Annotated in this window: 14 protein-coding genes; 10 read left to right on the top strand and 4 right to left on the bottom strand. The window is 66.3% G+C overall.

Translation table 11 applies throughout. The annotated features are described in order from the left end of the window. Nucleotide 1: 1 nt before the first annotated feature. Entirely contained in the window at nt 2-595 is a 594-nt protein-coding gene (locus ASF72_RS18565; RefSeq protein WP_056601301.1) for a tripartite tricarboxylate transporter TctB family protein, read from the bottom strand. Nucleotides 596-748: 153 nt separating this feature from the next. Here ASF72_RS18565 and ASF72_RS18570 point away from each other — a divergent pair, with 153 nt between their 5' ends. Both ASF72_RS18570 and ASF72_RS18575 read left to right on the top strand, forming a co-directional pair. After that, complete coding sequence (locus ASF72_RS18570) at nt 749-1,588, top strand: MurR/RpiR family transcriptional regulator (protein ID WP_162242826.1); 840 nt, start codon at nt 749-751, stop codon at nt 1,586-1,588. Next, a complete protein-coding gene (locus ASF72_RS18575; protein ID WP_050685105.1) occupies nt 1,585-2,793 on the top strand; it encodes an MFS transporter in 1,209 nt (402 codons plus the stop codon). Before ASF72_RS18570 ends, ASF72_RS18575 begins: the two co-directional genes overlap by 4 nt. Here ASF72_RS18575 and ASF72_RS18580 read toward each other — a convergent pair. Beyond that, nucleotides 2,790-3,533, bottom strand: coding sequence for a GAF and ANTAR domain-containing protein (locus ASF72_RS18580; protein ID WP_056601354.1), 744 nt, complete (start codon nt 3,531-3,533; stop codon nt 2,790-2,792). The two genes, ASF72_RS18575 and ASF72_RS18580, sit on opposite strands and share 4 nt — an antisense overlap. Before the next feature lie 392 nt (nt 3,534-3,925). On the opposite strand from ASF72_RS18580, the gene ASF72_RS18585 reads away from it, so the two are divergent. From ASF72_RS18585 to ASF72_RS18610, 6 genes are all read left to right on the top strand, one after another. Further along, nucleotides 3,926-4,381, top strand: coding sequence for a hypothetical protein (locus tag ASF72_RS18585; protein ID WP_056601304.1), 456 nt, complete (start codon nt 3,926-3,928; stop codon nt 4,379-4,381). A gap of 92 nt (nt 4,382-4,473) precedes the next feature. Continuing rightward, on the top strand, nt 4,474-5,316 hold the full coding sequence (locus tag ASF72_RS18590; protein WP_056601306.1) for a hypothetical protein: 843 nt from the start codon (nt 4,474-4,476) through the stop codon (nt 5,314-5,316). A gap of 1 nt (nt 5,317) precedes the next feature. Continuing rightward, nucleotides 5,318-5,875: a hypothetical protein gene (locus ASF72_RS18595; protein WP_056601309.1), complete on the top strand. Its 558-nt coding sequence runs from the start codon at nt 5,318-5,320 to the stop codon at nt 5,873-5,875. Beyond that, nucleotides 5,872-7,107: a hypothetical protein gene (locus ASF72_RS18600; RefSeq protein ID WP_056601312.1), complete on the top strand. Its 1,236-nt coding sequence runs from the start codon at nt 5,872-5,874 to the stop codon at nt 7,105-7,107. The genes ASF72_RS18595 and ASF72_RS18600 overlap by 4 nt, the downstream gene beginning before the upstream one ends. 145 nt (nt 7,108-7,252) lie before the next feature. Then, complete coding sequence (locus ASF72_RS18605; protein WP_050685110.1) at nt 7,253-7,846, top strand: adenylate kinase; 594 nt, start codon at nt 7,253-7,255, stop codon at nt 7,844-7,846. Then, nucleotides 7,843-8,715: an NAD-dependent epimerase/dehydratase family protein gene (locus ASF72_RS18610; RefSeq protein WP_056601315.1), complete on the top strand. Its 873-nt coding sequence runs from the start codon at nt 7,843-7,845 to the stop codon at nt 8,713-8,715. Before ASF72_RS18605 ends, ASF72_RS18610 begins: the two co-directional genes overlap by 4 nt. Nucleotides 8,716-8,735: 20 nt before the next feature. Here ASF72_RS18610 and ASF72_RS18615 read toward each other — a convergent pair whose 3' ends face one another. Next, nucleotides 8,736-9,845 (bottom strand): DNA alkylation repair protein, encoded by a 1,110-nt coding sequence (locus tag ASF72_RS18615; RefSeq protein WP_056601318.1) that lies wholly within the window; start codon nt 9,843-9,845, stop codon nt 8,736-8,738. A 191-nt stretch (nt 9,846-10,036) separates the two neighbouring features. Between ASF72_RS18615 and ASF72_RS18620 the strand changes: the two genes are divergently transcribed. Further along, a complete protein-coding gene (locus ASF72_RS18620) occupies nt 10,037-10,741 on the top strand; it encodes a phosphatase PAP2 family protein (protein ID WP_082484566.1) in 705 nt (234 codons plus the stop codon). Here ASF72_RS18620 and ASF72_RS18625 read toward each other — a convergent pair. Further along, on the bottom strand, nt 10,738-12,129 hold the full coding sequence (locus tag ASF72_RS18625; RefSeq protein ID WP_056601324.1) for an AAA family ATPase: 1,392 nt from the start codon (nt 12,127-12,129) through the stop codon (nt 10,738-10,740). The genes ASF72_RS18620 and ASF72_RS18625 overlap by 4 nt on opposite strands. A 108-nt stretch (nt 12,130-12,237) precedes the next feature. On the opposite strand from ASF72_RS18625, the gene ASF72_RS18630 reads away from it, so the two are divergent. Then, nucleotides 12,238-13,776: a glycoside hydrolase family 1 protein gene (locus ASF72_RS18630; protein WP_056601327.1), complete on the top strand. Its 1,539-nt coding sequence runs from the start codon at nt 12,238-12,240 to the stop codon at nt 13,774-13,776. The last annotated feature ends 57 nt before the right edge of the window (nt 13,777-13,833 follow it).

Raw genomic sequence — 13,833 nt, forward strand, 5'->3', positions numbered from 1 at the left:
GCTACAGCCCCAGTCCGGCGAGGAAGTCGATGCTGGCGGTAGGCAGCGCCGTACCCAGCCACACTTCAAAAACAAGGCGGGACGCCAGCGCGGCGCCGACAGCCACCAGGACCGCCAGCCACAGTTTCCGCTTGCTGACGAGGAAGAGGATGGAGCCCAGCATCAGGGTCATCACGATGGTGTAGCCCAGGTAGGGCAGCAGCAGCGCGGCCAGCAGGATCGCGGCGGCGATGATCCCCACGCGGGCAATGCCCTGCCGGTCCGGGAAGTCCGCTTCCGGTTCCTCGCTGTTGTCGTCATCAAGCAGCGACACCAGTGCCGAACCGGAATCGCGGTGCGGCGGTACGGACTCCAGTATGTCGCCGATGGCGGGTGCTGCGGCAGCCGTTTTGCGAGCCGCTGCGAGCTGGAGGAGCCAGAGCACACCGGCCAGGGCCATCAGGGTGCCGGCCACTGTTGGGAAGAACCCGGCGCCCACGCCGGACGTGTTGGTAAGGCCATAACCGGCACCCACCACTGCTATGGCCAGGCCCCCGGCGACGGCCGCGGAGGCAACCGTCCATTCAAGCGCAACAGGTGCGTTGAGGGTTTGCATCTTTGTTGTCCGCCTCTCTGCGGCAAAGTGGAGAAAATAGGTGAAGCAGGATTGGTCCTTAACCGTTCTTGCAATCTTGCACAGGATTGCATGTCCGTGGCATAGTGTCAAGCATCACATCGAATGGAACGCGGATCTCAAAGGGGAGCCAGAGTGAGTTTCAAAGCAGTAGTTGCCAGCAGTACGGTCAGGCTGAGCGCTTCCGAGGAGCGCGCCATGAACGTGCTGATGTCCGGGGATATGGCGGGCATCCCGGCCGCTGAAGTGGCCGAACGGGCCCGGACCCATGAATCCACGGTGGTTCGCCTGGCAAAGAAGCTGGGCTACCGGGGCTACCCGGAGTTGCGGGCAGACCTGCGCAGGGACGAAGAGGAGACGGTTCCCAGCGCCACCGTGATGCGCGGGGAATCGGGCCATGACCTGACAGCCTTTATCGCCGACGAGATCAGGGCGCTGAAGCGGCTGCCGCATTTTGTGCCGCAGGAGGACCTGGACGCTGCCGCCAAGGCGCTGCACGTCTCCAGCGTGGTGTACCTGTACTCAAAAAACGATGAACGGCCCACCCTTGAACTGCTTGCCCGCCGGCTGCGGCGGCTGGGCCTGGCAACCGTCCTGCTGGGCGCCACCCCGAAGGACCTCGCGGAAGGCTTCGTCAGCTTCGACGAAAACAGCGCCCTCATAGCGCTGGCGCTGCGGGAAGCGCCGCTGCACCTTCCCACCCTCATCTCCGAGGCGGCGCGGCGCGGCGGCCGGAGCATTGTGCTTTCCGACGTTCCGGGTTACCGTTTCCGGCCCAGCCCGGACCACCTGCTTGCCGCCCGGCGCGGGGACGACACCGAATACCGGACCCAGCTGATTCCCATGGCGCTTGCCTACGCCCTGCAGCTGGCCATCTTCCACCTCGATCCGGACCGCTACCAGGCCACCCGCGACAGCATCGATGACCTGACCAGGCTGTTGGGGGGAGCGGACGAAATACCGCTGCGCCCGTGAGCCATGCAGGCTGGCGGACGGCCCTGAGCGGCCAAGCCATCCTGGCCCAGGCCTCGTGGGTGGGCATCCGGCTCATCATCGGCTACCGCGCGCTCGCCGCCGGGGCAGACCCGGTCTTCCTGGGCGCCCTCGCGTCAAGCTTCGCCCTTCCTGCGCTGCTTGCCGCCTTCCCCGTGGGGAGGCTGGCGGACAAAGTGGGCGGGATTGTGCTGGCTTTTACCGGGTTGCTGCTTGCGGCGGGCGGGACGGGCCTGATGCTGCTGGTGCCGGGGCTGCCCGTGTTGTTGCTGGCCAGTGCCGTGATTGGCCTGGGCCACCTGATGGTCATGGTGGGGCAGCAGGCCTTTGTGGCGCACGTCAGCCACGGCGCCTCCAGGGACAGCGCGTTCGGAACGCTCACTGCCGCGGCCTCGATCGGACAACTGGTGGGACCGCCCGCTGTCACCTTCGCGGCCGCGGCCACTGTGCCCGGCGGCAATCCTCCGGACACCAGCCTTGGCCTGTTGGTGTGCCTGGCATTCAGCACGCTGGCCCTGCCGGCCTACTTTTTCCTCCGCCGCACCGATGCGGGGCTGCGGAAGAACCGGCGGCAGGCGGGGGCGCCCCGGGCCAGTGCGGCCACGGTGCTGAAGACCCCCGGGCTGTGGCGGTCCCTGGTGGTCAGCGGAGCAGTGCTGGTGACCGTTGACCTGATGTATGCGTTCGTCCCCGTGTGGGCGTCGGAGCAAAATGTCAGTGCGCCGGTAGTGGGAATGCTCCTTGCCCTGCGCGCGGCCGTGTCAGTCGCCAGCAGGCTCGGGCTGACGCGCCTGATCGATAAATTCGGCCGCAAGGCAATGCTGATGGTTTCCATCGGTGCGGCAGTGCTCTCGCTCGCCGCGCTGCCCCTGGTGGGTGCCCCCGGCGCCATTGCGGTGATGGTGGGCCTTGGCCTTGGCCTGGGTATTCCGCAGCCTCTGACCATGGCCTGGGTGGTGGCGCTGACCGCCTCGTCGAGCCACGGCGCAGTCCTGGGGCTGCGGATGAGCGTCAACCGCCTGGCGCAGGTTACTTTGCCCGTCGCGGTCGGAGCTTTTGCGGCGCCGCTGGGCGTCCTGGGAATCTTCTGGGCCAACGCCGCGCTCCTGGTCGGAGCAGTCGTGGTGGTGGGCGGTTCCAACGTCGGCTCCCTGCCGCCCCGGGAGGCGGACGGTGGCGGGTCCTAGCCGTCGTAGTGGGTTTTGGCCGGGCCCTGGCCCAGGGAATTGACCACCGCGGTGGCCACGTCATGAAGCTTCGAATTCCGGGTGCTGGAAGCGGTCCGCAGGATTTCGAAGGCCTCCTGCTGGCTGCACCGGTTCTGCGCCATGATGATGCCCACGGCCATGTCGATCTGGGTCCGTGATTCCAGTGTGGCCCGCAGGTTGGCTGCGGTTTCGCTGTAATGCGCAAAACGGACAGCCAGCCGCAGGGCCAGCGACGTCTGCTTAACAAATTCTTCGGCAAATTTCAGCACCCGGCCCGCAAAGCGGTTGGGCCGGCTGGAATAGAGCAGCAGAGCGGCCTTGGTTTCGCCCTCAAGCTCGAAAGGCAGGGCCAGGACCGACCGGACGCCTTCCGCCAGGACTGCCGCCGAGTAGTCCGCCCAGTGGACGTCCCCGCTCACGTCGCGGACATGGACCGTTTCGCGGCCGAGGGAGGCGGACATGCTGGGTGTGTGCGAAAACTCGTGTTCCAGCTGGCCCAGGCCATCGGCCCCCGGGCTGCTGGCAACAGTGGTGGCGGCCTTGCGCGGCCGCAGCAACGTGATGGCGCACAGGATCTCGTCGCCCGGCTCGGAGAGGTTGCGGGCAGAAACCTGCGCAAGTTCGCTCAGGAAGTCCTCCACGTCGGAACTGCTGAGGACCAGTTCATGGAGGTGCTCTGTGATGGATGTATCGGGTTTTGCAGTTGACTCGCCGGCCACGATTTTCTGGTGCCAATCGCTCAGGTCAAAACGAGCCAGCAACCCACAGCGGTTCCGCGTGCAACGGGGAACGGGTGACGGTCGCTGGATCGACGAACTTTCCAACGGCCTTCTGCTAAGCCGGTATCCAAAATTATATACACGCGCCAGCCGCTGAAACTGCACCGTCACGGATTGGGCGGCGCCGCGGCAAAAAGTGAGTACCAGGTGGTGAAACCAAGAGGTCGCCGGCAGGAGCTGTGCCAAAAGACCAGTACCACTACGCGTTGTTCGCGTTCCCATCGCCCGGAAGTATGAGCGTCATCGAGCAGCCAAACGCCAGGATCCCACAGCGGGCCCGGACGCTGTGAGTCTCATCATCGCTCTTACTTTCAGACAAAGGAGTCCTACTCATGCGCACAATGACGAAGAAGAACAAGGTCCTCGCAACTGCTGGAGCGCTCGCACTGGTGGCCGGTGGCGGCGGCGCAGCCTACGCCTACTGGACCACGACGGGCTCGGGCAGTGGCACTGCCACCAATTCGGCCGGTCAAGGCACCATTACCCTGCACGCAAACTTCGCTGCTGGCCTTGCCCCGGGTAACAGCGTTCCGGTGTCCTATACGGCTGACAACGGAACATCCAGCAGCACCAAGGTGGGTGCGCTCACAGCCTCTGTGACGACGAATGTCACCGGATGCCTTCCGGGCTGGTTTGTCGTCACCGCAGACACGAGTAACACCACCGTCTCTGCTAACACTCCAGGCATCGAAGTGGGCTCCGGAACCCTGACGTTCAACGACAACGCAGACGTCAACCAGGACGCGTGCAAGGGCGCCGTCGTAACCATCACGGTGGGCAGCGTCTAACAGGCTTCGCCGGCGGGGGGACGACCTGATCCTTCCCCGCCGGCGATTTCCAACCCGCCCGCAACTCCCAGACCAAACCAGAAGGGCAAGACGTGCAGAACGAATCCGGGTACTTCCGCACTGCCATGCGAAGAACCACTACAGCAGTCAAAGTGCTGCTGGTGGGGCTTCTGGTGATGCTCGTTTCGGCCGGCACCATCTTCGCTGCCAGCCAGGGCGGGAGCCAGGGCAGCACCAAAAAGGGCGTCACCATCCAGGCCACTCCCGCCAGCCGGACGGTTGACCAGGGCGATACTGTCACCTATTCCGTGGCACTGACCTCGGCCAACGGCTTCAGCGGCACCGTCACTCCCACTGTTTCGGGACTTCCGGCCAGCACGACGGCGGTCTTCGCGCCGGCGTCGGTCACGCTGGGTTCCGGAAAGGCCGCCACGGTTGTGCTCACCGTGGCAACGTCAGCCACCACCCCGAACGGCAAAGCGGACCTCACCCTTTCCACCACCGCCGGCGACAGCCAGGCCGCCGGCGTTGTGGTCCAACTGTTCGTCCAGGCCGCAAAGAAGACGTTCAGCATCTCAGGGAACCTCGGCCAGCTGCTCACCCCCGGATCCACGCTCCCGCTCAATCCATCCTTCGCCAACCCGAACAACAAAACCCTGGCGCTGTCCAACCTGTCGGTGACGATCGCCGGCATCACCAGGACCCAGGCAGCCGTCGCGGCGGGGCTTCCCTGCACCATGGCGGACTACGTGGTGACCAACTACAGCGGAGGCTATCCACTGACCCTTCCGGTCGGGCCCAGCACCCTCAGCAACCTCAAATCGTCTTCGGCAGTGTGGCCGAAAATCACCATGCTGGACACGGCGCTGAACCAGGATGGCTGCAAGGGCGCCACGCTTCAGCTCGCCTACTCCGCCGTAGGGGAAGGGAACTGAGATGACATCCGGACGACACAGGGCAGCCACCGGGCTCTTCACAGCCACCACCATAAAGTCTGCGTCGCGGCCTGCGCCCCGAAAGCTGGCTGCCAGGACTGCGGCGGCAACCCTCACGCTGTGCCTGGCGACGGGCGCGGGCGGTGCCTTCGCCTACTGGGCACTGCTGGGCTCGGGTACCGGTTCCGCCACCAACGGCACCATGGCAGCTGTCACGGCGCAGGCGCTCGTGGCAGGTGACAGCCCGCAAACCACCCTCGTCCCGGGCGGCACCGCCGATGTTGCCGTCCGGGCGTTCAACCCCAACAGTTACGCCGTGCAGGTTTACGCCATCACGGGCAGCGGCGCGGCCACGGCAGACGCCGCCCACGCGACCTGCCTCACCACCGGGGTGACATTCGTTGCTCCTGCGGCGCCGCTGGCCCCGCCGGTCACTATTGCAGCCAACTCGACGGCGCTGATCACTCTGCCCGGCGCCGCAGCCATGTCCACTGCATCAGCCTCAGTGTGCCAAGGCGCCACATTCAGCCTGCCCGTCACCCTGGAGGCCCGCAAATGAACCGTACAGCCAGGACCCGGATCGCTTGCGTGGTCACGGCGGCGCTCGCCGTTACGTGGGGTGGGCCGGCGGCCAACGCCTACTGGCAGGCCCTGGGCAGCAACGCCGGAGCAGCCCGCGCCGATTCATTACAGGCTGTGGCAGCACCCATAGCATCGGCAGCTGCCGGTGCCGCTTCGGTCAGCTGGCAGCAGGGCACGACGGCGGCGGGCCGCCCGGTTGCCCGCTACACCGTTGCGCGTTACCCGTCAGCTGCCGGTGGCACCAAGGTTGCCGCCGGGGGAGCGTGCGCCGGAAACATCGATGCGCTCACCTGCACCGAGGCCGCCCTGCCGGCCGGCACCTGGTACTACACCGTCACGCCCGTCCTCGGCGCCTGGGCCGGGGCGGAATCGGCACGCAGCATAGGTGTCGCTGCTGCAGACACCACACCACCACCGACGCCAACAATCAGCGCACCGGCGCTGATCACCAGCAGCACTGTCGGGGGTGTCCAGGTCAGCGGCAACGCCGAGCCGTTGTCATCGGTGACGATTACCGCCAAGGACGCTGGCGCAGTGCACTCGGTTCCGAAAACAGTCTCTGCCGACAGCTTGGGCCAGTGGAGTGCCGTGATGGACCTGACCACGCTCAACGACCCGACGGTCACTTATTCGGTGGTCGCCACGGATGCAGCGGGCAACGTCAGTGTTGTTGCCGGGACGGCTACCTCGGGCAAGGACACCACGGCGCCGGCTGTCGAGGCGCTGACACTCCTCAACGGAGGAAGCAACAACAACATTGACCCGGGCGACAAGGTGGTGATCAAGTTCTCCGAGGCGCTGGACCCCTCGAGTATCTGCAGCAATTGGAGCCCTACGGGCGGTAGCCAGGTCGTGGCCGGTTCAGAACAGGTCACTGTCAACGTCGGCACTGACCAGGTACTGAGCGTCGCCATAGGCAGTCCGGCTTGCGGAACTGCGCGAATTGGCTCGGTGAAGCTTGACGGCAATTATGTGGGAGCTACAGCCCTGAGTTTCCACGGTACAGGCGTCAGCGGCTCCGTGGTGTCCTCGCTGGCCTGGAACGCCGCAACGAACGAACTGACGATTACCCTTGGAAGCCGGTTCGGGACAGGCAACTCGGTGAGCAAACCCGGCAGCCACCGTTACACCCCGGCCGCCGGAATGACGGATCGCAATGGCTACGCGCTACCGACAACCCCGTTCACGGGGGCTGCCTCCAAGTTCTGACTCCCCGCCAGCACCATGCCAGCCTCCGGTCCCCTCCCGGCGGCTGGCATTGTGCTGACCCTTATGGGCAGAATGAAGCACGCACCGGCGTTGCCGGAGGCTGACCCCAACACAGTGGCGATGACGCCGCGGAGGGACAAGGAATATGACCAGACTGCTCATCATCGGTCCGCCCGGCTCCGGAAAAGGCACCCAGGCCGAGCACGTGGCGCGGCATTTCGGGATCCCCGCCGTTTCCACCGGCGACATCTTCCGCAGCAACGTCAGCGAAGAGACCCCGCTGGGCAAGGAAGCAGCCAAATACCTGGATGACGGCCTTTTTGTGCCCGACCACCTGACGAACGCACTGGTCAAGGACAGGCTTTTGGACGCCGATGTCGAGGCCGGGTTCCTGCTGGACGGCTTTCCCCGCACGGCACCGCAGGTCACCGAACTGGACAACATGCTGCGCTCGCAGGGCAAGCGGGTGGACGCCGTCATCGAACTGCGGGCACCCGACGCCGAACTGGAACAACGCATGCTGCAGCGGGCCAAGGACCAGGGCCGCAAGGACGACACCGTGGATGTCTTCCGCCGCCGCCTCGACCTCTACCACCGCGAAACCCACGAAGTGGTCTCCGTGTACGCTGGCCGGGGTCTGGTGGTGTCCGTGGACGGCAGCGGGGACCCCGGCGAAATCACGGAGGCGGCCATTGCCGCCGTCGAACACTTCCTGAGCGGGCAAGGCGGACACCCATGAGAATTGCAGTGACAGGCGGCAGTGGAAAACTGGGGCGGCACGTGGTGCGCAGGCTCACCGCTGACGGGCACCAGGTCCTGAACCTGGACCGGGCGGGGGACCGCAGCCCCGGCCTGGCCATCGTGGACCTCCGCAACTACGGCCAGGTCCTGGATGTGCTGCTGGGACTGGACGACAGGCACTCAGGCTTTGACGCCGTCGTCCACCTTGGGGCGATCCCCGCCCCGGGCATCCTCCCGGACGCGGCCACCTTCGAAAACAACATGCTCTCCACCTACAACGTCTTCCAGGCCGCCCGCCGCGCCGGGATCAAAAAGGTGGTGTACGCGTCCAGCGAGACGGTGCTGGGGCTGCCGTTCGACGTGGACCCGCCATACATCCCCGTGGACGAGGAATATCCCGCCCGGCCGGAAAGCACCTACTCGCTGGTCAAGCACCTCGAAGAGCAGATGGCGATCGAACTGACGCGCTGGGACCCGGAACTGGGCATCGTGGCGTTGCGGTTCTCCAACGTGATGGATGCCCAGGACTACGAGAACTTCCCGTCCTTTGATGCCGACGCCACACTGCGGAAGTGGAACCTGTGGGGCTACATTGACGGCCGCGACGGCGCCCAGGCCGTGGTCCGGGCGCTCGAGTACGGGGAGCCGGGGTTCGAAGCGTTCATCGTGGCCAACGCGGACACCGTGATGAGCCGTTCCAGCGCCAGCCTGGCCGCGGAGGTCTTCCCGGACGTCCGGGTCACCAAGGAGCTGGGGGAGCACGAAACCATGCTCTCCATTGACAAGGCGCGGCGGCTGCTGGGGTTCGAACCGGAGCACAGCTGGCGGACCTACCACCCCAACAGGACCACACCCACGGAGGACTGACGGAGCCGGCATCGCGGCTGTCAGGTGCTGACGTTGAACTCCGCACGGCCGTGCCGTAGGCCATTGACCTGGAGCTCCAGGGCGTGCAGACCAGGATGATGGACCCGGGTGGTCATCGGTTTGAAGGCGTGCCGCTTCCCCAGCGTCCTGGTCTCGCCCGGGGCAAGGGTCAGTGCCGTGAGCTTGAAGATCTTCACGGACTGGCTGCCGTTGGCCTTGCGGTAGTGGACCGCGTAGTCCACCGCCAGCCGCGCCCGCTCGCTGCCGCTGTTTGAGATCTCGAATTCGAAGCCCAGGTCCCCTGGCATGGCGACCTCGATCCGGTCCAGGCGGAGCTCCGAGACAGCCACCGACGCCGGTTCGAAGCCCTGGAGCGCCAGCGCCTCCGGATCGCCCTTCTTAACCAGAGTCCGCAGTCCGTGCCGGACCACCCACGCCGTATTGGCGTCCGGTGCGGCCAGCCAGCCTGCCGCCGTCGACACCACTACCGCGGGTGCGTGGCGCGCCAGGTCGTTGAGGTGGTTGGCCACGGAGCGGCGCACGTACTCCGACGGGTCGCGGTACAGGGCGTCGAGGATGGGAAGGGTGGCTTCAGGGCGCTGAACCAGGGCCGGGACACGGACAGCCCAGGGCAGGTAGGCCCGGGTGCCCTCACTGGCGAGGCGGCGGACGTGTTCGTCGGGGTGGTCCGTCCAGGTCCGGATGGCCTGCAGGGCCGCGTCCGGATCCCGGGCCAGCAGCCGCCGGATGGCAAACTCCCCGGTCAGCCGGGGCGTCAGCTCAGCGAGAAAGGCCAGGCAGTCGCCAAAATCGCGGGCATCACTCGACTCGAGGGCCAGTGTGACGGCGGCCTCGGAGACCGGCCAGAGGATCCATCCGGTCAACCCGGGGTCAGCCAGCGCCTTCCGGAGCACATGGGCCGCCGTCGCGTAGCCAGGGTCCGGCAGGTGAGCCAGGTCCGCCACCAGCGCGGCGCTGACCTGGTCAGTGCGTTGGCGCAGGCTGAGTTCAGCCAGGCCCGTGCCGGCCCCGGCGAGCGCCGGCCACCGGGCGGCGGGCGCTGCGGTGACGAGGATCCCGGCCAGCACCCCCACCGACTGCCTGTTGATCAGCTCATTCATCGCACCCATGCCGTCAGGCTATCCCGCGGCGTCAATCACCACCCAACGGCGGCCAACGGGGATAATCTTCACCGTAGGTCTCATCATCGGCGCAAGGGCGGAACACACACGTGGCACAGGAACCAGGACAGCGAACATCCGGCAGGGGCCCCAACTGGTGGCGCCGCTTCCACGACAAGTTCGTTGTGGAAGAGCGCTACATGGACCCCGCGGCGCGAACAGCCCTGTACCGCTGGGCCGTGATCCTGATGGCAGTCGGGGCTGTCCTGTTTGTGGCAACCCTGCTTGGGGTCCTGCAACGGGATGGGCTGGCGTCGGCCGATGAATCAGCCCGGAACTGGCTCCTGTCCACCCGGTCGGAGGTGCTCACAGCGGTGATGATCTTCCTGGCCGTGGTTTTTGGACCCATAGCCCTGCCGATTATCGTCCTGGTGATCATCCTGGTGTGGGGGTTCGCGGCCAAGCATGCCTGGCGGCCCATGCTCCTGGCGGGCGGCATGCTCACGGGCGTGGTGATTTCACAGATCATCCTGCAGATCGTCCGGCGGTCCCGGCCGCCTGTGGAACTGATGCTGTTCGGTGCCGACCACACGTTCTCATTCCCTTCCGGCCATGTCCTGGGTGCCTGCGACTTCCTGCTGGTGGGCGTTTTCCTGATCGTCTCGCGCCGCACCAACACCCGGACCGCCGTGCTCGGCTTTATAGGTGCCGGCGTCGGGATTGTGCTGGCAGCGCTCAGCCGGCTGTACCTGGGCTACCACTGGTTCACCGACGCCCTGGCGTCGCTGTCGCTGTCGCTGCTCATCCTGGGTGCGGTCATCGCGCTCGACACGTGGCGCACGGCCCGGATCCCGGGCGAACGGATCACCGGCGAGCTCTCCAAAGCGGACGCGCCGGGCGACTAGGTTTCGGCTGGTTCCCCACCGCTGCCCAGCAGGCTGCGGGTGAGGGATTCGGCGTCGGCCATCAGGTCCTCCACCGCGGCGGCGAGGTGGGCGTCGGACACCGCTGCGCCCTCCAACGCGGCCGCCACCACCGCGCGGCGGACCAGTTCGCGGGCGAGGGACGCGGTGGTGCCCTCCGTCCGTTCGGCGGCAGCCGCCAGGGCAGCCCGCGAGAAGCCAACGTGGCGGGCGTAGAGCTCCAACAACCGGATCCGCTCCGCACGCCCCGGCAGCGGGACCTCCACGGCCAGGTCCACCCGGCCAGGGCGCTGGGCCAGGGCCCGTTCCAGCATGTCCGGCCTGTTTGTGGTGAGCACAAACGCCACATCAGCGTCGTTGTCCAGCCCGTCCATGGCATCCAGCACCTCAAAAAGCAGCGGCTGCGGGCCGTGCCCAATGCTCCTGTCCTCGGCAATCAGGTCGCAGTCCTCCATCACCACAATGGACGGCTGCAACGCCCGGGCCATCCGCGCCGCATCGGAAATCCTGGCGAGGGACCCGCCGGACAGGAGGATCGCCGTCGAGCCTGCACTCTGGCTCAGCAGGTGCCTGACGGTGTGCGTTTTTCCGGTCCCGGGCTTCCCGTACAACAGGATGCCGCGCTTGAGGTGCTGGCCGTGGTCCCTGAGCGAAGCGCGGTGCGTGGCGATGCCCACTGTATGGTCCGCCACCTTCTGCAGGAGTCCTGCAGGCAGGATGACGTCCGACGCCGGGAGGCTTGGCCGGTGATGGAACGTCACGCCCGCGGCGCTGGGGCCGTATTCGTTCATCACCAGGGAAATCACTTGCCCCTTAAGGACGCTGTTGCCATCCATCCGGCGCCGGAACTCTGCGAGGAACCCCGTGGCGGCATCCCGGTCCGCGGCGAGGACTTCAAGCGTCGCCTGCGGGCGGCCGGATTGCGGGCTGCTGTCGCGCTGCAGGACGGCCAGTGGCTTGCCGTCAAAGCTGAACAGCCAGAGGCCCAGGGCCACGGCCTGGCGGTGGCTGTCCGGGCCCACCGCGAGGTTCGCGAAGTCCGGCTTGGCGAGCGGGAACTGCGGGTAGAGCTGTGATTCCTGGACCATGTCGCTCAGGGACTGGTGATGCCGCTGGCCGCCACCGCCGATGCCAACCAGCCGGCCAGCGGGGTCCTTTTCCACCAGGCCTGCCATCACAATGTCGGCATCCACAAACCGGTGCGGCGGGATCTGTTCCACCACCACCGAAAGCTCCCCGGCAGCCACGCCGAGATGCCCGGTCAGGGCTTCAACCAGCTGTGTTCCGGCCTGCGGTTTATGGCTTGCGGACTGCGCCAGATTAACCAGCGCAGCAAAATCGTCGATGAACTTCCCCAGTTTTCCATCCATGCCCAGACCCTAGCAGGAAGGCCCGGATTGCCACTCGTCAGCATCCCCGCGGTGTGAGATTCTGGGGGGTACAGTTTCCGCCCCCAGCCTAGGAAGTTGCAGCCCCGCATGCACATCACCGCCAAGGATCTTGCCGCCCTCCTTCCCTCCGGATTCACCCTTGGAGTGGCTACCGCTGCGTTCCAGATCGAGGGGGCACTGGAGGAGGACGGCCGCGGCCCCGCAGGGTGGGACCGGTTCGCTGCCAGGCCCGGAACCATCGTGGGGGACCACAGCCCCGTGGTGGCCACCGACCACTACCACCGGATGCCCCAGGATGTGGCCCTGATGAAGCAGCTGGGCGTGGATTCGTACCGGTTCTCCTTTGGCTGGCCGCGGATCCAGCCCACGGGCAAGGGCCCGGCAAACCGCGCCGGCCTGGACTTCTACGACCGGCTCCTGGACGAACTGCTGGCCAACGGGATCTCGCCGATGGCCACCGTGTACCACTGGGACACCCCGCTGGCCCTGGACGACGACGGCGGCTGGATGAACCGGGACACGGCCTACCGCCTGGGTGAATACGCAGCCATCCTTGGCGAGGCGTTCGGGGACCGGGTGGACCGCTGGGTCACCATCAACGAGCCCGCCACCGTCACCACCAACGGCTACACGCTGGGGCTGCATTCCCCTGGGAAGGATCTGCTTCTGGGTGCCTTCCCCACCGTCCACCACCAGCTGCTGGGCCACGGCCTGGCACTGCAGGCGCTGCGGGCTGCAGGGGTACGCGGGGAAATCGGCATGACCAACGTCTACTCGCCCATGGTGCCCAACTCGATCAACCCCCTGGACAAGGTCGCGGCCGGGCTGATGGACCTGGCACAAAACACCCTTTACGCGGATCCCGTCCTGAAGGGCAAATACCCTGACCTGGTCCGGGCCGCAAAGTTCTTCAGCTCCTTCGAGCACCCGGACGAAGACCTGGAACTCATCTCCGCGCCTCTGGACTTCTACGGCCTGAACTACTACATGCCCACCAAGGTCGCAGTGGGTCCAGGCAGCGGTGCGGTGCCTGCCAGCATGGCCGAAGCCATGGGCAGCGACATCAGCGCCACCGGCGGTACGGCCCCGTTCCACGTTGAAGCCTGGCCGGAGGCTGACATTACTGCCTACGGCTGGCCGGTCAAGCCGGAGTACATGGGGGTGGCGCTGAAGGAAATGGCAGCCCGGTACCCCAACCTGCCGCCCGTGTACATCACCGAGGGCGGGGCCAGCTTCGAGGACATCCTGGTCCGGGACAAAGCCACCAACACCGTGTCCATTCCCGATGAGCGCCGCCTCAAGTACCTGTCCGACCATATCGAGGCCGCGGTGAAGGCAACGGCGCCGGGAGGCATCGCGGAGAGCATCGAGCTGCGTGGCTACTACGTGTGGTCGCTGCTGGACAACTTTGAGTGGTCGGCCGGGTACAAACAGCCGTTCGGGCTGCTCCACGTGGACTTCGAAACCCTGGAGCGGACGCCCAAGGCCTCCTATTACTGGCTCCAGGAGCTGATCGAGGAACGCAACCTCCTGCAGGCCGCAGGGATGGCGGTGGCACAGGCAGCGGTCCCGGAAGGCGCTGCAATTCCGGACGACGGCGCCACGCCCGTGGGTGCCATGGCCTAGCTGTACTCGGCCAGGACGTTGGTTACATCGTGAAAGGGTGAAGACCTCTTAGGTTGG

This window comes from Arthrobacter sp. Leaf141 (assembly GCF_001424565.1).
Classification (GTDB): Bacteria; Actinomycetota; Actinomycetes; order Actinomycetales; family Micrococcaceae; genus Arthrobacter.